Below are 19,241 nucleotides of genomic sequence, written 5' to 3'. Positions count from 1 at the left end.
AGGTCTTACAAATGCGAAAGATTGATAGCACCGCGATCCGCAGCAGGCACTCAAATCATTGTCATCATAGCAATCGGAGGGTGCGGTGCTCTAGATCAAGATTGAGCACGCTTTTCCAGAAACTGCGGCAATTCGGCGATGGAACCCAGGATGGCATCGCTGAGATGCGCAAGGTCATCCAGTGTGCTGTTGCCGGACAGGACGCCGATGGCAAGGCCGGCGCCTGCTGCATGGGCCATTTCCAGATCGTGGGCATTGTCGCCGACCATGGCGATAGAATTTGGCTCAAGGCCCGTCTTGGCCGCGAACAAATGTAGCTGGTCCGCATGGGGCTTGGCGCGCGCCACGGAATCATAACCGATAATCACATTGAACAATGCGGCCAGACCGAGCGCTTCCGCCGTTGCGCGTGCACCGGCTTCCGAGTCATTGGTCGCGATGCCGAGGACAAACCCTTGCGCCACCAGCGCTTCCAGCGTCACGTGCAAGCCTTCGATGCCCACTGCACGGCGCGAGCCCTCCTCTACAGCATAGGCGTCATAGGCCATGATGCGCTCACGCTTTTCCTCAAGCGTCAATTCGGGATGCCACAGATCGACAATGTCATTGACAGTTCCCGCGGCGATGACCGAGCCGCCGCGAAACTTCTGCATTTCCCAGTCGTAACCGCCGGCTTCGACCAGTGCCCGCGCCCGTGCCTCATTACCATCGGCTGCCTTGTGCGCCAATTCCATGGTGATTCCGAACCAGGTGCGATTGAAATCGACGAGAGTGCCATCCTTGTCGAAGAGGATGCCGCGGATCTGGGAGGAGCCGGCCGTCGGCATCAGGCTTCCAGCGAGCCCGGCCGGGCGTTTTCCGAACGCTTGCCGCCGAGAAGTTTCAACAGATCATCGCCGCGACGGGTATAACGGTGGCTACGGCGGGTGAGAATCCGCCCCGCCTGCGGTGCGGTCAGCGTGATATCGCCGCTCGGATCACCGGGGACAGTCACGACCGTCACCAGGTTGGCGCCGGCTTCGACCTCAGCGCCGATATCGACGTGGAAGAGAACCATCCCGCCCTGCGGCGCACGGATCATCTCGACATTTTCGAGTGGCGTCACCGGGCCATTGAAATCGACCTTCAGCTTGACGCTGTCGTCGATGATCACGCCGCGATGGACCAGAAACCTGTAAAGACCCTCGGCATCATGTTTGCCGGTTTCGATATCGACATCGTTCAGGCCGCGAAACTCGACGGTGGTAACCGCGCGGGCCTTTCGTTCTTGCTCGGACAGATGCAACGCCGGATGCGCGCACGCCTCTTCGAAGGCAGCATCGGCCGTGCTATCCCATGAGAGGATGGCGGTCGAACCGAGCGCGGAAGCGAGATCGTACATTTCCGGCAAGAAAGCCTGGTGGATATAAAGGTAGTTCTCGCTCTCGTCGTCGCAGTGCAGGTCGAGCACGATTTCGTGCGGCAACGCCAGACGCAGGAGCTGCGCCTTCAACCGCTCCGCCAGCGATTTCGGGGCATCGATGGCGGGGAGCCCAGTGGTATCGAACGATGCGAGCAGCGGGAAGGAACGGTTGAAATTAACGCCGGAAAAATAGTCGAAACGGCCAAGATGCTGATGCGCCTGCCATTGCGCCGAGCCGATCGGATTGGCCTGCGGAACGACGGTGATATTGCCGGCGATGCGGCCTTCCTTCTCAGCCCTCTCGAGCATTGGAATGAGGAAATGCAATGCCGCCTGGCCCGGCAGTTCCGAACCATGCAGCGACGATTGCAAATAAGCGCTCACGCCTTCGTTGTCCTTGCCTTCAAAGCGCAGGACGCGCAGTTCAATGCTGTTGCCCGGCACATCGCCGGCCAGCGTGATCTTTTCCGTCTTCATCATTCTTTTCCGATTATTTCGTGTGACTTTAGCTCTATTTCTCGCGACGCTTGCGCAGGTGCGCGACAAGACCTTGCGTGGAAGCGTCCTTATCCTTCGGCTTCACCTCCCCGGAGACTACCGGCAGAAGTTCCGTCGCCAGTTCCTTGCCAAGCTCGACACCCCACTGATCGAAAGCATTGATCCCGTAAAGCTGTGCCTCGACGAACACGCGGTGCTCGTAAAGGGCAATGAGGCGTCCAAGCGTATAGGGGTCGAGAATGTCATGGATAATGGTGATCGATGGGCGGTTGCCGGTGAAAACCCTGTGCGGCGCAATGCGGTTCACTTCGGATTTGGGAAGGTTCTTTGCCGCGAGCTGCGCCTTGGCTTCGTCGAGTGTGCGGCCGCGCATCAACGCTTCCGATTGGGCGAGGCAATTTGCGAGCAGCATTTCGTGCTGGTTGTCGAGCTGCGGCTCATGACCTTTGGCCGCAACGATGAACTCCACAGGAATTGTGTCTGTACCCTGATGCAGGAGTTGAAAGAACGCATGCTGGCCGTTGGTGCCGGGCTCGCCCCAGACGACGGGTCCGGTCGGTCCGGTAACCGGCTTGCCATCGATGGTAACGCCTTTCCCGTTCGATTCCATGTCGAGCTGCTGCAAATAAGCAGGCAACCGAGCCAGCCGCTGGTCGTAAGGGATCACGGCGCGGCTGGTATAGCCCGAAATGGCGCGGTGCCAGTAGCCGATCAGACCCAGCATCATCGGCAGGTTTTTCTTCAGCGGGGTTTTACGGAAATGCTCGTCCATAGCATGGGCGCCATCGAGAAAGCGGCCGAAATTTTCCGGTCCAATGGCGATCATCAGCGGAAGACCGATCGCCGACCAGATGGAATAGCGGCCGCCAACCCAATCCCAGAAACCGAAAATGCGGTCTGCGGGAATACCAAAGGCGTCAACCTTGTCGAGCGCAGTGGAAACAGCGGCGAAGTGCTTGCCGACGGCCTTTTCGCCCAGTGCATCGGCGATCCATTTGCGCGCCGCCTTGGCGTTGGTCATGGTTTCGATGGTGGTAAAGGTTTTCGAGGCGATGATGATCAGGGTTGTGGCCGGATCGAGACCGGCAAGCGTATCGGCGATATGCGCGCCATCGATATTGGAGACGAAATGCGCTTTGGGGCCATCATGGTAGGGCGACATGGCCAGCGTGGCCATGGCCGGGCCAAGATCGGAACCGCCGATGCCTATATTGACGATGTCAGTGATCGGCTTGTTCTTCGCGCCCTTGATTTCGCCGGAACGCAGACCGTTGGCGAAGGCGGCCATGCGATCTAGCACCTCCTTGACGCCGGGCATGACATCTTCGCCATCGACCTTGATCGGCTTGCCCGAGCGGTTGCGCAGGGCTATGTGCAGGACTGCGCGACCTTCCGTATTGTTGATTGGTTTGCCGGCAAACATCGCGTCGCGACGTTCTTCAACCTTGGCGACCTTGGCCAGATCCCCGAGCAGCGACAACGCTTCGTCGTCTACGAGGCATTTCGACCAGTCGAGAAGCAGATCGTCGAGCTGAAGCGAATAGCGGGAGAAGCGCTTGGGGTCATCGGCGAAGGTCGCACGCATGTCCTTGGGCGCACCCTTTTTCCAATGTGCTTTCAATGCCAACACCTGCCGCTTGAGGTCGTTCGCTTGTCCTGACGCCATGTCTGTCTCCTGAAATCACGCTTGATGGTGGGCAAACTGCCACTGGAATGGTTTTAGTTCAATCAACCGGAGGAAGAATCTCGGTCTTTCCATAATACGGTAAGTCTGTGCCGAAAATGCTGGCGGAACTGCGGCGCTTCGAACGCTTCTATTTGCCTGAATAGTATTCTAATTTGTTTCAAAAGGGAGGACTGAGCATGGACTTGACCGGAGAAGAACGCATTGCCGCATCGCGCGACACTGTCTGGAAAGCCTTGAACGATCCGGAAATATTGAAGGCGTGCATACCCGGATGCGAAAGCCTCGAGAAAATCTCGGATACGGAGCTCGAAGCCACCGTCGGCGTAAAGATGGGACCCGTGAAAGCCCGCTTCAGCGGCAGAGTGGAGCTGACGAACCTCAATCCGCCCTCCTCCTATACGATCTCCGGTGAAGGCAAGGGCGGCGTTGCCGGATTTGCCAAGGGCGGAGCCGATGTCACCTTGACGGACGAGGGCGCCGAAACTGTGCTGGCCTACGTGGTCAATGCGGATGTCGGTGGCAAGATCGCTCAACTCGGCAGCCGGTTGATTGCCTCGACCTCCAAGAAACTCGCCACGCAGTTTTTCGAGAACTTCAACGCAGCGGTGAGCGGGACCTAGGAAAGGACCATCTGTCGCAATTTCCATAAGCCATGGCGGAAAGCCGTTTGGGTTTAAGGAGTCGAAGCCGGATATCCTGAACGCATGCAATAACGCATTTGGAATGGCATGCATGCGCTCCTTTGATTTTGTCATTGTCGGATCAGGATCGGCTGGATCGGTCGTCGCGGAGCGTCTTTCAGCAAGTGGACGACATTCCGTGCTGGTGCTGGAAGCCGGCGGCTCGGACCGGCGCTTCTTCGTGACCATGCCGCTCGGCTATGGCAAGACGTTTTACGACAAATCCGTCAACTGGATGTATCGCGCGGAACCTGATCCCGGCCTTGATGACAAGGCCGACTACTGGCCGCGCGGCAAGGTGCTCGGCGGATCGAGTTCGATCAATGCCATGGTCTATGTTCGCGGCGCACCCGAAGACTTTGACGAGTGGCGCGACAGGGGCAATCCGGGCTGGGGCTACGCCGATGTTCTTCCTGTATTCCGCTCGCTTGAGGATCATGACGGGCCAGCACAGAGCCTTGGCAAGGGCGGGCCGCTGCATGTCTGTGACTGCTCAAAGCTGTTTCATCCGCTTGCCCATCAGCTGATCAAGGCGGCGCAGGAAGCCGGACTTGCCTATAACCCTGATTTCAATGGCGCGCGCCAGGAAGGCGTCGGGCCTTTTCAATTGACGACGAAGGGCGGAAGGCGGATGTCCGCCGCTCGGGCTTTCCTGCGACCTGCGATGAAGCGGCCCAACGTCACCGTCATCACGCAGGCAATGGTGACCCGCATTCTTTTCGAAGGAAAACGCGCCTCTGGTGTCGAATTCGTCCGGAACGGCGAGAGCGAAACTGTAATGGCTGGCCGCGAGGTCATCCTCTGCGGCGGCACGATCAATACACCGCAGCTCCTTGAGCTGTCAGGCATCGGCGATGCCATGCGTCTGCGCGATCTTGGCATTGCTGTGGTGCATGACAACGCCCAGGTGGGCGAAAACCTGGCAGACCATCTCGGCATCAACTACACCTATCGGGCCAATGTTCCGTCGCTCAACCAGGTATTGCGGCCATGGTGGGGAAAGGCGCTTGCGGGCATGGAATACTTGCTGCTGCGGAGCGGACCCCTGTCAATCAGCATGAACCAGGGCGGCGGCTTTTTTCGTAGCGATCCATCACGCAAGCGCGCCAATATGCAGCTCTATTTCCAGGCTTTTTCAACGCTGGTACCCAAGAACGGCGAACGGCCGATCCTGACGCCCGACCCATGGCCAGGCTTTTCCATCGGCCTCTCGAACTGTCGACCGACGAGCACCGGTTCGATCCACATTCGCTCAAGCAACCCGCTGGAGCAGCCACGCATCGTGCCGAACGCGTTTTCCACTGACCATGACGTGGCCGAGATGCTCGACGCGGTGAAATTCCTGCGCAAGATCGCCGCAACGCCGACAATGTCCAAGCTGATCGTGGAGGAGTTGCTGCCGGGTCCAGCCTGCCAGCGCGATGATGAATTGATCACGGATTTCCGGCGGCGCAGTGGCACGGTCTACCATCCCGTTTCAACCTGCCGCATGGGCCCGGATGCAGCGCAATCGGTGGTCGATCCGCGTTTGCGGGTTCACGGTGTAGAGGGACTACGCATCATCGACTGCTCGGTATTTCCCAATATCATTTCCGGCAATACCAACGCCGCTGCCATGATGGTAGGTGCCAAGGGAGCAGAACTTGTTCTGGAAGACAGTGACTAGCACGGCATAGCACGCTCGAAGTCGAAAACGCTTCCGATGCCGCCGACATACGGTTCCAGCGGCAACCATTTGAAACTGTTGCCGCGGTGCTGCCGCCGGCATCCACCCAGGTTATTCGACGCCCCGCAACTTGAATGGCAGGACCTATACCGTGGTATGGCTCGCCCTACCCCTCGACCCCAATTTACCGCGAACACGCCTCAACGTAGCTTCGTCGATGCCGTGTGTAAGGCGGCGGTCAGCAAACACAGGAGGCAAACATGAACCTACAACACACTTCGCATCCCGCTAAATCGGCCCCAGACGAGTTGGTTCCGTCGCGCTACGCGTTGAAGATCGGCGAGATCGACGTCATGGTGATCAGCGACGGGGTACTACCGTTGCCAGGCAAGATGTTGGGCCACAACGCCGATGCTGCCGACCGGGCGGCTTGGCTCAACTACAATTTCCTGCCGACGGATAAGCTCGACTGGGGGCTGAACGTGGTCGTGGTTCGAAGCGGCGGCAAGACCATCCTCATCGACGCCGGCCTGGGAGACGACCCGAACTTGAATTTGCCGCGGGCCGGGCAACTGGCCCATCGACTGAAGGCCGCCGGCATCGATCTTGGCTCCGTGACCGACGTGGTGCTTACCCACATGCACATGGACCACATCGGCATGCTGCTCGTCGACGGGGTGAAGGACCAACTGCGTAAGGACTTGCGGATCCACGTTGCAGCCGCCGAGGTCAAGTTCTGGACGCACCCAGATTTCTCCCACGTCTCCATGCCGGAGGGGTTCCCGGACGCGCTTCGGGCCGCCGCCAAGCGGTTCGCGGAGGAGTACCGCAGTAATCTGCAGACGTTTGAGGAGGAGTATGAGGTTGCGCCGGGGGTTGTCGTCACCCGCACCGGCGGTCACACCCCGGGGCACAGTGTGGTGCGCCTCGCGTCGGGCGGCGACCGGCTGATGTTCGCCGGAGACGCCGTGTTTGCGGTCGGGTTCGAGCACCCCGACTGGTTCAACGGCTTCGAACATGACCCCGAGGAAGCGGCGCGCGTCCGCGTCCGTCTTTTGAAGGAGCTGTCGACGAGCGGCGAGCTGCTGGTGGCCACTCACCTGCCGTTCCCATCCATCGGCCATGTAGCGACCGACGGCGATACCTTTCGTTGGGTACCGATATTCTGGGACTACTGACCCTTGTTGGGTTAGGAGCCGCACTAGGGCGCGTACTTGTAGCGTTAGTCAGTCCGTGCCCTAGTCAGCTATATCTTGCTTCGAGCAGATCGATATCGCGCACCATTTTGCTGGCGACGGTGCTTTCCAGCCGCCGCGCCCGCACCAGACGGTAGATTTCCTGCCGCTCTGCCTTCAGCGCGGTAATGTGCAGCTGTTTTCCGATTTCCTCGCTTCGTGCCGCCTGTTCGCGTTCCTCACCAAGGTGCATGCGCCCGTCGATGCGCGTGCGATAGAGCTCCATGATCTGTGTGGCCACATCGGTGAAAGCATCGGCGTCGGCGCGACCGGATGCGAGTTCGTGTTGGGCCTTTTCGATAGCCATGATCGCGGCCTCCGCCGCGGCAATTCGGGCGTAGTCCTCCTCCCGCTGGTGGGAATCTTCTATCGGCAGGTCGATGTTCTTAAGCAAGCGCGGAAGACAAATGCTTGCCATAATGAGGGACAGGATAATGACGCCGGCCGCCAGGAATATTACAAGATCACGGGCGGGAAACAGGCTTCCATCATTGAGGAAAAACGGTAACGTCAGGATACCGGCCAGGGTGATGGCACCACGAACCCCGGCAAAGGACATGGCGGCGACAAGCTGCCAACTCGGCCTCACGCCGGGCTGTCCACTTTTGGAAGACCGTCGAAAGGCAAAGCGCCACGAGACCCAGACCCATGCAAAGCGAAGCGCGACCAGCGACGCATAAATAATCACCACGTAGACCGGCAACCACCAGTAACTCGCCCTCCCCACGTGATGGACGTTATCGACCGCACCCGAAAATATGCCCGGAAGCTGCTCACCCAGAAGTACGAAAATGGCGCCGTTGGCAGCAAACTGTGCCGTGTCCCAGACGGCCGCGCGTCTTACCCTTGTCAGGGCCAGAGACTGGCCGGTGTTCTCGGCGTAGCTCATGGTGATGCCGGCGGCGACGGCTGCAAGAATGCCGGAGGCATGTACATGTTCTGCCAGAAGATAAGCACCGAAGGGGATGAGCAGGCTGATAAGGATTTGCGAGCCGCTTTCTTCACCAAGATGCCGGGTCAGGAATGCCTTGCCCCTTGTGACGCCGAGGGTCACACCAACACCGATTACAATTCCCGCAAAGGCAAGCCAGAGGAATGTCAGGAATGCCGCCTGCAGCGAAAACGCGCCGGTAAGCATGGCGGCAACTGCAAAGCGCATGCAGACAAGGCCGGACGCATCGTTCAGCAGCGATTCGCCTTCGAGAATGTGCATCATGCGCGAGGGGATTGGCACGCGTGCCGCAATGGCGGAAACGGCGATCGGATCGGTCGGCGAAAGGATTGCGGCAAGCGCAAAGGCGACTGGCAACGGCACGGACGGGATCATCCAATGGACGAAAAAGCCCACGCCGACAACAGTAAAAATAACCAGCCCGAGCGCCATTTCGAGAATGATGCCCTTGTCGCGGAAGAGACCTTCCTTGGGAATGCGCCAGCCATCAAGGAACAGCAGAGGCGGCAGAAACAGCAGGAAGAAGATGTCCGGATCAAGCTGGACGCGAATATTCGTCACCGAGGCGATCGCCGCTCCGAGGCCGATCTGCACCAGCGGCAGCGGCACTGGAAGGGGAAGCACCCGAATGATGGAATCGCTGACCACCACGGCCAGGAGCATCAGCAGGACAATGGTTATTGTTTCCACGGAGAATCCAGTTTTGATCGGGAACAGGATGGAGGAAGTGCGGGTGCTTTGTCGAGCCGAACCTTGGCGACTTTGTGCCCAGATAGTGCCGAAGAGATGAATTGCACGATTTCGTCGAAGGATCAGGCAGAATGATTTTACGTTTACGTCAATGTAAATACTTGCAAGCAACCTGCCTCTCGCAATAGATAGCGTTGTTAAGTAGCATGCATGCGGGTTTGGAGAACTGCGCGCAGGCTTCAAGGAAATCAACTGGGAGGTTAATGTGGCGAAAAAGACAACACCGGCAAAATCAACCAAAAACGCGGCGGCAAAAGCGCCAATTGATAAAGTGGTGAAAACCGCCGCGGCAACTTTGAAAAAGCAAACCGGTAATGTCAGGAAGGCCGCAACAGACAATTCGGTAAAAGCGCCTGCGAGACCAAAACCAGCAAGCGCTTCAAAGGCGCCTGCCCAAGCAAAAGCCGGTGCGCTCGCTGAAGTCGCGGCAAAGGCAACGCCTGCCAAGGCCAAATCGGCGGCAAAGGCAAAGGCAGTGACTGTCAATGCAATTACCGACACTCCAGTAAAAGTCCCAGCGAAAACGAGAAATGCCGGCGCGTCCAAGCCAGCAGCTGTCCCAACAAAATCGGTTGTTGCGGAAACCGCTGCAAAGCCGGTTGCGAAGGCAAGGCCTGCCAAAGCCAAACCGGCGGCAAAGGCAAAGGCAGTGACGGTCAAGGCGGCAAGCGCCAAGCCTACGCCGCGCCTGTGGGTGAAATCCTATCCGGAAGGTGTTCCAGCGGAGATCTCTGCCTCGCAATATGAGTCGGTCGGCGATTTGCTTGCGAGGGCTTACAAGCAATATGCCGACCAACCCGCCTTCAGCTGCATGGGCAAGAGCATGACCTATGCCGATCTCAATCGTCATTCACGCGCCATGGCCGCATGGCTACAATCGCGCGGACTGGTCAAGGGCGATCGCGTCGCCGTCATGATGCCCAATATCTTGCAATACCCGGTCATGATCGCTGCCATCCTTCGAGCGGGCCTGACGGTGGTCAATATCAATCCGCTTTATACGCCGCGCGAGCTCGAACACCAGTTGAAGGACAGCGGCGCCAAGGCAATTATTATTCTGGAAAACTTTGCCTCAACGCTGGCAAAAGTTGTCACCAAAACGCCTGTTCAGCACGTGATCGTAGCGGCGATGGGCGATATGCTGGGCCTGAAGGGCCACCTAGTGAATCTCGTCGTGCGGCGCGTCAAGAAGATGGTGCCTGCGTGGTCTTTGCCGGGCCATACGCCATTCAAGACAGCACTCGCTCAAGGTGCAGCTCAGAAGCTGAAACCCGTTGAAGTAACCGGGGCCGACGTTGCCTTCCTGCAATATACCGGCGGCACGACAGGCATCTCCAAAGGCGCAATCCTTACACATAGCAACATCGTTTCCAACGTCGCACAAATGCGCCTGTGGTGCGATGTCGGGTTTCGCGTGAAAGGGCGCCCGAAGGACATCGTCTACATTTGCGCGCTGCCACTCTATCACATTTTCGCTTTGACGGTGAATGCGATGATGGGCATCGATCAAGGTGCGCTGAATGTGCTCATTCCAAATCCCCGCGACATACCCGGCTTTGTCAAAGAACTGCAGAAGCACAAGTTCCACATTTTCCCCGGGCTAAACACGCTGTTCAACGGCCTTCTCAACAATGAAGAATTCCGCAAGCTCGACTTCAAGGAAATGATCCTATCGCTTGGCGGTGGCATGGCGGTGCAGAAGCCGGTAGCCGAGCGCTGGAAGGAAGTAACGGGCTGCCTGATCACAGAAGGCTATGGCCTGTCGGAGACTTCCCCGGTGGCTTCGGCAAACCGACTCGATGCAATCGAATTCTCCGGCACGATTGGACTGCCGCTTCCCTCGACGGATTTCTCCATCCGCGACGATGACGGTAAGGAGCTTCCGTTGATGGAAGTCGGCGAGATCTGCATCCGCGGTCCGCAGGTCATGGCAGGCTACTGGAATCGTCCGGACGAAACCGAAAAGGCGATGACCTCCGACGGCTTTTTCCGTTCCGGCGATATGGGCTACATGGATGAGCGTGGATACACCAAGATTGTCGACCGCAAGAAGGACATGATCCTGGTTTCGGGTTTCAATGTCTATCCGAACGAGATTGAGGAAGTGGCGATGGAACATGCGGGCATACGCGAAGCGGCCGCCATCGGCGTGCCGAACGAGCATTCGGGAGAAATCGTCAAACTCTTTATCGTCCGCAAGGATCCGGCGCTGACCGAGGAGGTCGTAAAAGCCTTCTGTGCCGAACGGTTGACCAATTACAAACGCCCGCGCATCGTGGAGTTTCGCGATGAGTTGCCGAAGAGCAATGTCGGCAAGATATTGCGGCGCGAACTACGGGATTGATCGGGAGCTACGCCGCCTTGTCGCGAACCTGATAATCCTTGATCGCGGCGAAGCGGATCGCCTTCCAGCGTTCCGCTTCGTAAGACAGCGAAAACGTATTCTGGGCGAGAAACACCGGATCATTGTCGAGATCATGTGCGATATCGGCACGATGTGAATTGATGAATCGCTGCAACTCTGCCGGATCGTCCGCGGAAATCCAGCGCGCGACAGTAAAGCGGGCAGGTTCGAAGCCAACGGGGAGCGTATACTCGACCTTCAACCGCTCGGTCAGAACGTCGATCTGCAGCGCGCCAACAACGCCGACGATAGCGGGCGAGCCGTCATCCGGCAGGAAGAGCTGGACCACGCCCTCCTCCGCCATCTGCTGCAGTGCCTCGCGCAGCTTCTTCGCTTTCATCGCATCATCGAGGCGCACGCGGCGGAGGATTTCCGGCGCGAAGTTGGGCACGCCGCGGAACAGAAGGTCCTCGCCTTCCGTCAAGGTATCGCCGATACGCAGCGTTCCGTGATTGGGAATGCCCACCACATCGCCGGCCCAGGCCTCATCGGCGATCTGGCGGCTGCGCGCGAAAAAGAACTGCGGCGCAGACAGGCTCATCGGTTTGCCTGTGCGCACCAGCTTGGCTTTCATGCCGCGTGACAGCTTGCCCGAGCAGACGCGCAGGAAGGCGATGCGGTCGCGATGGTTGGGATCCATGTTCGCTTGAATCTTGAAGACGAAGCCCGTCATCTTGTCTTCCGTTGCCTCGACCTTGCGCGTATCCGCATCCTGCGCACGCGGGCTCGGGCCATAATCGCAGAAGGCTTCGATCAGATCACGCACGCCGTAATTGCGCAGCGCCGAACCGAAATACACAGGAGTAAGATGACCCTCCTGGAAAGCTTGCAGATCGAACGGATTGCAGGCGTCCCGCGCCAGCGTCACCTCGTCGATCCAGGCCTGACGTTCATTTTCCGGCAAAAGACCTGATGCAGCGGAGGATTCAGGCCCGTTGACGGGTGTCGGCACCTCTTCCTCGTCGCGCCGGCGCACCGTGTTGTTCTGCAAATTATAGGTTCCGGCAAAGCTCTTGGCGCGGCCAATGGGCCAGGTGATAGGCGCGGTGTCCAGCGCAAGCTTCTGCTCGATCTCGTCAAGAATTTCGTAAGGGTCGCGACTTTCACGGTCCATCTTGTTGATGAAGGTAACGATCGGAATATCGCGCATCCGGCAGACTTCGAAGAGCTTGAGCGTACGCGCTTCGATGCCCTTGGCGGCATCGATGACCATTACCGCGCTATCCACGGCAGTCAGCGTGCGATAGGTGTCGTCGGCGAAGTCCTCGTGACCAGGCGTATCAAGCAGATTGAAGATGCAATCCCTGTACTCGAACGTCATGACCGAAGTGACCACCGAAATACCGCGATCACGCTCGATATTCATCCAGTCGGAGCGTGTCTGGATACGGTCCTTCTTGGCCTTGACCTCACCCGCGAGCTGGATTGCTCCGCCGAACAGCAGCAGCTTTTCGGTCAGTGTGGTTTTACCGGCGTCAGGGTGTGCGATGATCGCGAAGGTACGGCGCTTTGAAACGGGATGGTCGGCAGAAGACATGGAAGCTCAAACTCGGTGAAGGAAAGGTTGCGCGCCTTCTATCAGCCGCAGGCTTCGCAGTCGATGGTTGATTGCTAGGCGCTGTGCGTGATCGTCACAGGGGCTTTTGTCAGCCGTACTTTTCGGGCTGGTCGGCACGTATTATGTGCAAACAACGCACCCTTCATATCTTGTGAGTTGACCGTGGCCGCCGTCTGGTGAAAAAGGTCTTTTCATGTCCAAAATATCCGATTCCGTTCGTCACAAGAATCCCGCTCTCGGTATCATCCGGTTGCCGCATGGGCTGGATATCGAATTACCCTCCTATGAAACGTCAGGCTCGGCCGGCATGGACCTTCGAGCCGCCGTGCCGGAAGATCGGCCATTGCTGCTTTTGCCCGGCCGGAGAGCACTCGTGCCCAGCGGCTTGATCTTTGAAATACCACAAGGTTTCGAGGCGCAGATCCGGCCGCGTTCGGGCCTCGCACTGAAAAACGGAATTACCTGTCTCAACACCCCCGGAACGATTGATTCCGACTATCGTGGTGAGGTAAAAGTATTGTTGATCAATCTCGGCGATGACGATTTCTATGTGACACGCGGCATGCGTATTGCACAGGTCATCCTCGCTCCGGTCGTACAGCTTGATGTCGAAGAACGGCAGCATGCCAGCGAGACAGTTCGAGGCGCCGGAGGGTTCGGTTCAACAGGTACGTCCTAGCATAAAGGACGTCCGCACTGGAGGTCGTCATGGACAAGGGCAGGGTTTTTCGTCAGCTGCATGAAGCCCCCGGGACTTTTCTCATGCCCAACCCATGGGATCCCGGCACAACGATGCTCCTGGCATCGCTCGGGTTCAAGGCACTTGCGACAAGCAGCGCAGGTTTTGCGTTTTCACGCGGTCTTCCGGATGGCGGTGTGCCGTTTGACATGATGATCCAGCATTGCAAGGATCTCATTTCTGCCACGGGCCTTCCGATGAATGCCGATCTCGAGAAGGGCAAGGGTGACAGTCCAGACAGCGCGGGCGAAACGATTTTCGCGGCCCAAGCCGCAGGGCTCGCCGGCTGTTCGATCGAAGACTATTCCGGGGACGACCATAAACCCATCTATGATTTCTCGCTTGCAGTCGAGCGTGTCGCTGCAGCGAGCGAAGCGGCCAAGGCGTTGAAGGGAGATTTTGTCTTTACCGCCCGCGCTGAAAACTTTCTGCATGGCAGACCCGATATCGAGGACACGATCAAGCGGCTGCAAGCATTCGAAGCAGCTGGTGCCGACGTTCTCTATGCGCCGGGTATCCGCGATATCAATCTTGTCCGGCAAGTCTGCTCTTCGGTTTCCAAGCCGGTCAACGTGATGGCCGGCCCCACCTTCACGGTTGCGCAGCTTGCGGAGGCGGGCGTCAAGCGAATATCGCTAGGTCCATACCTGACGACCTTCGCCTTTGCGGCGGTCCGGGATGCAGCCCGCGAGCTATTGGACAAAGGGACTTTTGAATTCAGTCAACAGGCGATGCCCTTCGGCGAATTGCAGCAACTCTTTTCGCAGGGCGCAGACAAGGACATCTGAAATAATGACAAAACCCGAGCTGGTGATTTTCGACTGTGACGGAGTTCTGGTCGATACGGAGACACTCGGCAATCAACATCTCGTCAAAATGCTCGACGCTTCCGGCTACGCAACCACTTTCGAGGCTGTACGCAAAGATTTCTGCGGCATGCCCATGCGTGCAGTGAAAGAAAAGATCGAGGCCGAAGGTTATTCGCTCGGCGACGATTTCGTCGACCGCTGGTATCAGGCGATACCGGTCATCTTCGAAAACGGCGTCGAGGCCATCCCGCATATTGAAGAGGTCATCGCCGCGGTCAAGAAGGCCGAACTTCCCTACTGCGTTGCTTCATCGGCCAATGTCGAGAAGATGCACATCACACTGGGCAAGACCGGTCTGATCGAGCATTTTCAGGATGTGCTCTACAGCGCCTCGATGGTGGCCCGCGGCAAGCCGTTCCCAGACCTGTTCCTGCATGCGGCCAAGGAAATGGGTTACGAGCCATCCCGGTCTGTCGTCATCGAGGACAGCGTTGCCGGAACGAAGGCGGGCACAGCCGCCGGCATGCGCGTGTTTTCCTACTGCGGCGATGCTCATGCAGACCACGAGGGTCTGGCTGCTGCCGGTGGCATTCTCTTCGATGATATGCGCCAATTACCCGCGCTGCTGGGAGTCGCCTGATGGCCGAGCCTTTGACTGCTATCGACATGCACACCGGCGGTGAACCCTTGCGTATTGTTACCGGCGGCTATCCCAAACTGCCAAAGGGCACTATCCTCGAAAAGCGCGCCTATGTGCGTGACAGGCTGGATCACCTCCGCAAGATACTGATATTCGAGCCACGCGGCCATTTTGATATGTATGGCGCAGTTCTGGTCGAGCCAAACCTGCCCGGTGCCGACCTTGCAGTGCTGTTCATGCACAATGAAGGCTACTCCACCATGTGCGGCCACGCCATCATGGCGCTCGGCCGCTACGCTGTCGATTACGGGATTGTGGCGAAGGTGGAGCCCGTGACGACAGTCCACATCGAATGCCCTTGCGGCATGGTCGTGGCATCGGTCGAAATACGCGATGGCAAATCCGGCGGTGTCTCATTCGAGAGCGTGCCTGCCTTTCTTTATGCTGGCGACCAGACGATCGAGCTGCCGGGATTCGGCAAAATCAATTTCGATGTGGCCTATGGCGGGGCCTTCTATGCCTTGGCGGACTGTCATCAGTTTGGACTCGAATTCGGCCGTGATCCGGCGAGGAATTTCATTGACGCTGCAACTGTCCTGACCGAGGCCGTAAAGGAGGCGGTGTCGCTCGACCATCCAGACCATAAGGATCTGGCGTTCCTCTACGGATCGATCCTGACAGATGGGGCGGACGACTGGAATGAAGGCCCGACGAAGAATGTCTGCATCTTTGCCGACGCGCAGCTTGACCGCTCCCCGACGGGTTCGGGCGTGACTGCGCGGCTCGCTGCGATGTTCTCCAAAGGACAAATTCGCGAAGGGAATGCGCGGATATTCGAAAGCATTGTAGGCTCACGCTTTGCGGGCTTCGTTGCCTCAACGACCAAGGCGGGCGAATTCGACGCCATTACCGCCCGCGTTTCCGGCCACGCTTATTATAGCGGCAAGGCTGAGTTTATCGTCGAGGACGACGATCCCTTGGGCCAAGGGTTTCTGGTTCTCTAGAGCAAATTCGCTCCGTTTTCACATGTCCAAAACACTTGCTTGAAAATATATTCAACCAAATGGTTGACTATTGAATATTGCAATGATATTAAACCATATGGTTGAATTTCAGACACCTCACCTCGACGCCGTTTTCCATGCTCTCTCCGATCCAACACGGAGAGCCATTCTGCATCGGCTGACCGAGGGCGAACGCACCGTCAGCGAGCTCGCGACACCTTTCAACATGTCGCTGGCTGGTGCGTCGAAACATATCAAGGTGCTGGAAGGAGCCGGATTGGTGCGCCGCCATGTCCAAGGCCGCACACATTATTGCCAGCTTGAGGCGGCTCGCCTTGCGGAGGCGCAAGAATGGCTACGTACCTATGAGCGGTTCTGGACAACGCGTCTCGACGATCTCGAGGAAATCCTGCGCGAGGAAGATCGCGCGTTGGCTCGATCAAGCGAACAGTCGCCGTCGAGCCCTGCCAAATCTGATAATACGTCAAGGAGCAAGAAATGAACGAGCATGTCGGAAATGATCGTCTCGGTGTTGTGACAGCACCTCGTACGATTCGCATCGAACGCATCCTTCCCGGCCCGGTCGAACGGGTCTGGGCCTATCTCACTGAATCGGACAAGCGTAAGAAATGGCTGGCCGAGGGGCCCATGGCCAATCATGTCGGCGGCGATGTCGAACTGACCTTTTACCACTCGCAGTTGTCGGACGAGCCCACCCCGGCCGACTACCAGAAATATGAGGGGCACACGAACAAAGGCAAGGTCACTCGTTATGAGCCGCCTTCATTCCTCAGCTTTACCTGGCCGGAATCCACAGGAGAACCTTCCGAAGTAACATTCGAACTTACGGCCTCGGGATCGGATACATTGCTCAGAGTCACACACACACGACTTGGCAGCAACGACTCCATGGTGAGCGTTGCCAGCGGCTGGCACACACATCTGGGTGTCCTCATCGATCATCTCAGCGGTGAACAGACCAGCGGATTCTGGGACAAGTTCACCAGGCTTGAGAAGGAATACAAGCAGATCATCGCAGGCTGATTGCGTAAGATATCGCCTACATAATATTGTTGGCCGGCATCGTCCGCCGGCCTTCGAGCAAATTCCGACCATATTGAATCGTTCTGCCGGAGGGAATTTGCTCTAACTACGGTCGAAATCGCCTCTCGAACATCCAGACCGGCTCCCCCGTATAGGTCGTTTCGGCAATCTTGCGGAAACCATTCTTTTCAGCGATCCGCTGCGATGCGGCGTTTTCCGGAGATATAATACAGACCGCCCGATCGTGCTTGAAGAAAGCATCGCCCCAGGCGACCACCTTGGCGAGAGCTTCACTTCCGAAGCCTTTGCCGTGGATTTCCGGCGCGAGAACCCAGCCCATCTCCGGCGTATCGCCAATGCGCGGTTCCATATCGCGTTCGAAATCGCCAAAGCCAAGCTCCCCGACGAAACGTCCGCTGGCCTTCTCTTGCATCGCCCAGAAACCGTAGCCAATAAGCTGCCACATGCCGGCATAACGCAGGAGTCTCGCCCAGGATTGCTCCCGCGTGGAGGGCTTGCCCGAGATGTATTTATACACCGAAGGATGCGCCCACATTGCATGGAGTGCCTCAAAATCATCGCGCCTGTGAGGGCGCAAGACGAGGCGTTCGGTTTCAAGTGCTGGAATCACGATTCTGGTCTCCTGATCCATACTTAAACTTCCACCGTCTGCAATGCAGCTGCTATTTTAGCCGCCAGGCGCTCCGCGACCTTTTCCTTGCTCATATCCGGCCATTCCTCGACGCCTGAACGGGTGACGATCCGCACGGCGTTTCGGTCGCCGCCCATGACGCCGGTCGCGTGGCTGACATCATTGGCAACGATCCAATCCGCCCCCTTCTTGTCGAGCTTCCGCTGAGCGTTGGCAAGCAGGTCCTGTGTTTCGGCAGCGAAGCCGATGACCAGACGCGGACGCGATTTGCTGTGTCCCACCCCGGCGAGAATGTCCGGATTTTCGATCATCTGCAGTACTGGAGCTTTTTCACCCGGCTTCTTCTTGATCTTCTCGCCCGCTTCGTTCGCGGTGCGCCAATCAGCAACGGCAGCGACCATGATGGCGGCATCGGCAGGCAATAGCTGCTCCACGGCATCGCGCATTTCACGTGCCGTTGAGACGTGGATCACCGCAACATCTTCCGGATCCGGGATCGTGACGGGTCCAGAGACCAGCCGTACGGTTGCGCCGAGCCTGGCAAGGGCCGCGGCAATGGCGTGCCCCTGCTTTCCGGATGAGCGATTGGCTATATAGCGAACCGGATCGATGGGCTCGTGGGTCGGCCCCGAGGTCATGACAATGGTTTTACCCGTCAGTGGTTTCGGACTGCGATCCAGCAGCTTTTCAATAGCACCGACAATCTCAAGCGGTTCCGCCATGCGGCCATCGCCGCTCTCACCACTCTCCGCCATTTCGCCCTTGTTGGGGCCGACAAAACGAATGCCGTCCTTTTCAAGCATCGCGCGATTGCGCTTCGTTGCCGGGTGGCCCCACATTCTCGGGTTCATCGCCGGCGCTATCAGCACGCGTTTATCGGTCGCCAGGAGGATTGCCGAGGCCAAATCATTAGCAAGGCCAGTCGCCATCTTTGCCATCAGGTCAGCTGTTGCCGGCGCGACGACGATCAGATCGGCCTCACGGGACAGGCGGATATGGCCGACATCATGCTCGTCTTCGCGCGAGAAGAGTTCCGTGAAAACCTTGTCAGCTGCGAGCGCACCCACTGCCAATGGTGTCACGAATTCTTCTGCCGCCTTGGTCAGTACCGGACGCACCTGTGCACCGCGCTCGCGCAGACGCCGGATAAGATCGAGGCATTTATAGGCTGCGATTCCCGCACCGATGATCAGCAGGATGCGGCGGCCGGATAGTGCGCTCCCTTTACCCTCCCCCTCGTGGGGAGGGAGGCTGCGCAGCAGCAGGGAGGGGTCCTTATGCAACGTTAAGAAAGACCCCTCCCCGTCGCTTCGCTCCGTCCCTCCCCACGAGGGGGAGGGTAAAGGGTCGCCCAGTTCCCCAAGGACAAGCCGCACTTCTTCTTCCATCGAGCGGCCATGCGCCGCGGCACGCAGACGCAGCTTTTCTTTGATGGCACCGTCGAGATTGCGGATGGTGATACTGGCCATTTGATTGCGCCCATTTGGATAAAGATCGCTAAAATGCAATCATTGCAATCAT

Annotated in this window: 17 protein-coding genes; 10 read left to right on the top strand and 7 right to left on the bottom strand. The window is 58.0% G+C overall.

Translation table 11 applies throughout. The annotated features are described in order from the left end of the window. Positions 1-95: 95 nt before the first annotated feature. Genes PHA01_RS11200 through pgi form a run of 3 tightly spaced genes read right to left on the bottom strand, consistent with a single transcriptional unit; the run spans position 96 to position 3,566 of the window. Positions 96-827, bottom strand: a complete 732-nt coding sequence (locus tag PHA01_RS11200; protein WP_271895410.1) for an HAD family hydrolase — start codon at positions 825-827, stop codon at positions 96-98. Beyond that, positions 827-1,879: a succinylglutamate desuccinylase/aspartoacylase family protein gene (locus PHA01_RS11195; RefSeq protein WP_271895925.1), complete on the bottom strand. Its 1,053-nt coding sequence runs from the start codon at positions 1,877-1,879 to the stop codon at positions 827-829. The genes PHA01_RS11200 and PHA01_RS11195 overlap by 1 nt, the downstream gene beginning before the upstream one ends. Before the next feature lie 34 nt (positions 1,880-1,913). Beyond that, the gene (gene pgi / locus PHA01_RS11190; RefSeq protein ID WP_271895408.1) at positions 1,914-3,566 is read right to left on the bottom strand and encodes a glucose-6-phosphate isomerase; all 1,653 of its coding nucleotides are present in this window, start codon (positions 3,564-3,566) and stop codon (positions 1,914-1,916) included. 197 nt (positions 3,567-3,763) lie between these two features. Here pgi and PHA01_RS11185 point away from each other — a divergent pair, with 197 nt between their 5' ends. The 3 genes from PHA01_RS11185 to PHA01_RS11175 all read left to right on the top strand — a co-directional run bounded on the left by PHA01_RS11185 (position 3,764) and on the right by PHA01_RS11175 (position 7,111). Continuing rightward, entirely contained in the window at positions 3,764-4,207 is a 444-nt protein-coding gene (locus PHA01_RS11185; RefSeq protein WP_271895406.1) for a CoxG family protein, read from the top strand. 112 nt (positions 4,208-4,319) lie between these two features. Continuing rightward, the gene (locus PHA01_RS11180; RefSeq protein WP_271895404.1) at positions 4,320-5,933 is read left to right on the top strand and encodes a GMC family oxidoreductase; all 1,614 of its coding nucleotides are present in this window, start codon (positions 4,320-4,322) and stop codon (positions 5,931-5,933) included. Between the two features lie 260 nt (positions 5,934-6,193). After that, entirely contained in the window at positions 6,194-7,111 is a 918-nt protein-coding gene (locus PHA01_RS11175) for an MBL fold metallo-hydrolase (protein WP_271895402.1), read from the top strand. A gap of 64 nt (positions 7,112-7,175) precedes the next feature. Here PHA01_RS11175 and PHA01_RS11170 read toward each other — a convergent pair whose 3' ends face one another. After that, positions 7,176-8,810 (bottom strand): Na+/H+ antiporter, encoded by a 1,635-nt coding sequence (locus PHA01_RS11170; RefSeq protein WP_271895400.1) that lies wholly within the window; start codon positions 8,808-8,810, stop codon positions 7,176-7,178. A gap of 709 nt (positions 8,811-9,519) precedes the next feature. Here PHA01_RS11170 and PHA01_RS11165 point away from each other — a divergent pair. Continuing rightward, complete coding sequence (locus PHA01_RS11165; RefSeq protein ID WP_271895923.1) at positions 9,520-11,214, top strand: long-chain fatty acid--CoA ligase; 1,695 nt, start codon at positions 9,520-9,522, stop codon at positions 11,212-11,214. 7 nt (positions 11,215-11,221) lie between these two features. Here PHA01_RS11165 and PHA01_RS11160 read toward each other — a convergent pair whose 3' ends face one another. Next, on the bottom strand, positions 11,222-12,811 hold the full coding sequence (locus PHA01_RS11160) for a peptide chain release factor 3 (protein ID WP_224508075.1): 1,590 nt from the start codon (positions 12,809-12,811) through the stop codon (positions 11,222-11,224). 214 nt (positions 12,812-13,025) lie between these two features. Between PHA01_RS11160 and dut the strand changes: the two genes are divergently transcribed. The 6 genes from dut (at position 13,026) to PHA01_RS11130 (ending at position 17,068) form a co-directional block, all read left to right on the top strand. After that, a complete protein-coding gene (gene dut / locus PHA01_RS11155; protein ID WP_271895398.1) occupies positions 13,026-13,511 on the top strand; it encodes a dUTP diphosphatase in 486 nt (161 codons plus the stop codon). Between the two features lie 29 nt (positions 13,512-13,540). Then, complete coding sequence (locus tag PHA01_RS11150) at positions 13,541-14,359, top strand: isocitrate lyase/PEP mutase family protein (RefSeq protein WP_271895396.1); 819 nt, start codon at positions 13,541-13,543, stop codon at positions 14,357-14,359. A gap of 4 nt (positions 14,360-14,363) precedes the next feature. Beyond that, positions 14,364-15,020: an HAD family hydrolase gene (locus PHA01_RS11145; protein WP_271895394.1), complete on the top strand. Its 657-nt coding sequence runs from the start codon at positions 14,364-14,366 to the stop codon at positions 15,018-15,020. Further along, the gene (locus PHA01_RS11140) at positions 15,020-16,024 is read left to right on the top strand and encodes a proline racemase family protein (protein WP_271895392.1); all 1,005 of its coding nucleotides are present in this window, start codon (positions 15,020-15,022) and stop codon (positions 16,022-16,024) included. Before PHA01_RS11145 ends, PHA01_RS11140 begins: the two co-directional genes overlap by 1 nt. A 97-nt stretch (positions 16,025-16,121) precedes the next feature. Beyond that, positions 16,122-16,526, top strand: coding sequence for an ArsR/SmtB family transcription factor (locus PHA01_RS11135; protein WP_271895390.1), 405 nt, complete (start codon positions 16,122-16,124; stop codon positions 16,524-16,526). Beyond that, a complete protein-coding gene (locus PHA01_RS11130; protein ID WP_271895388.1) occupies positions 16,523-17,068 on the top strand; it encodes an SRPBCC family protein in 546 nt (181 codons plus the stop codon). The genes PHA01_RS11135 and PHA01_RS11130 overlap by 4 nt, the downstream gene beginning before the upstream one ends. Positions 17,069-17,174: 106 nt before the next feature. On the opposite strand, the gene PHA01_RS11125 is transcribed toward PHA01_RS11130, so the two are convergent. Together PHA01_RS11125 and coaBC are read right to left on the bottom strand one after the other, a co-directional pair. After that, positions 17,175-17,699: a GNAT family N-acetyltransferase gene (locus PHA01_RS11125; RefSeq protein ID WP_271895386.1), complete on the bottom strand. Its 525-nt coding sequence runs from the start codon at positions 17,697-17,699 to the stop codon at positions 17,175-17,177. Between the two features lie 23 nt (positions 17,700-17,722). Further along, entirely contained in the window at positions 17,723-19,189 is a 1,467-nt protein-coding gene (gene coaBC / locus PHA01_RS11120) for a bifunctional phosphopantothenoylcysteine decarboxylase/phosphopantothenate--cysteine ligase CoaBC (protein ID WP_271895384.1), read from the bottom strand. Positions 19,190-19,241 lie beyond the last annotated feature (52 nt).

Origin of the sequence: Candidatus Phyllobacterium onerii (genome assembly GCF_028331445.1) — a bacterium.
In the GTDB taxonomy this organism is placed as follows: Bacteria; Pseudomonadota; Alphaproteobacteria; order Rhizobiales; family Rhizobiaceae; genus Phyllobacterium; species Phyllobacterium onerii.
Note: the sequence above shows the minus strand (reverse complement) of the source record. Positions and strands in the feature narration are given on the sequence as shown.

Bases quoted from the DNA above. Each gene is read 5' to 3' on its own strand.
- PHA01_RS11135 (WP_271895390.1), top strand. From the start codon at position 16,122: ATGGTTGAATTTCAGACACCTCACCTCGACGCCGTTTTCCATGCTCTC.
- PHA01_RS11200 (WP_271895410.1), bottom strand. From the start codon at position 827: ATGCCGACGGCCGGCTCCTCCCAGATCCGCGGCATCCTCTTCGACAAG.
- PHA01_RS11150 (WP_271895396.1), top strand. From the start codon at position 13,541: ATGGACAAGGGCAGGGTTTTTCGTCAGCTGCATGAAGCCCCCGGGACT.
- dut (WP_271895398.1), top strand. From the start codon at position 13,026: ATGTCCAAAATATCCGATTCCGTTCGTCACAAGAATCCCGCTCTCGGT.
- PHA01_RS11180 (WP_271895404.1), top strand. From the start codon at position 4,320: ATGCGCTCCTTTGATTTTGTCATTGTCGGATCAGGATCGGCTGGATCG.
- pgi (WP_271895408.1), bottom strand. From the start codon at position 3,566: ATGGCGTCAGGACAAGCGAACGACCTCAAGCGGCAGGTGTTGGCATTG.
- coaBC (WP_271895384.1), bottom strand. From the start codon at position 19,189: ATGGCCAGTATCACCATCCGCAATCTCGACGGTGCCATCAAAGAAAAG.
- PHA01_RS11130 (WP_271895388.1), top strand. From the start codon at position 16,523: ATGAACGAGCATGTCGGAAATGATCGTCTCGGTGTTGTGACAGCACCT.
- PHA01_RS11175 (WP_271895402.1), top strand. From the start codon at position 6,194: ATGAACCTACAACACACTTCGCATCCCGCTAAATCGGCCCCAGACGAG.
- PHA01_RS11145 (WP_271895394.1), top strand. From the start codon at position 14,364: ATGACAAAACCCGAGCTGGTGATTTTCGACTGTGACGGAGTTCTGGTC.
- PHA01_RS11195 (WP_271895925.1), bottom strand. From the start codon at position 1,879: ATGAAGACGGAAAAGATCACGCTGGCCGGCGATGTGCCGGGCAACAGC.
- PHA01_RS11140 (WP_271895392.1), top strand. From the start codon at position 15,020: ATGGCCGAGCCTTTGACTGCTATCGACATGCACACCGGCGGTGAACCC.
- PHA01_RS11185 (WP_271895406.1), top strand. From the start codon at position 3,764: ATGGACTTGACCGGAGAAGAACGCATTGCCGCATCGCGCGACACTGTC.
- PHA01_RS11160 (WP_224508075.1), bottom strand. From the start codon at position 12,811: ATGTCTTCTGCCGACCATCCCGTTTCAAAGCGCCGTACCTTCGCGATC.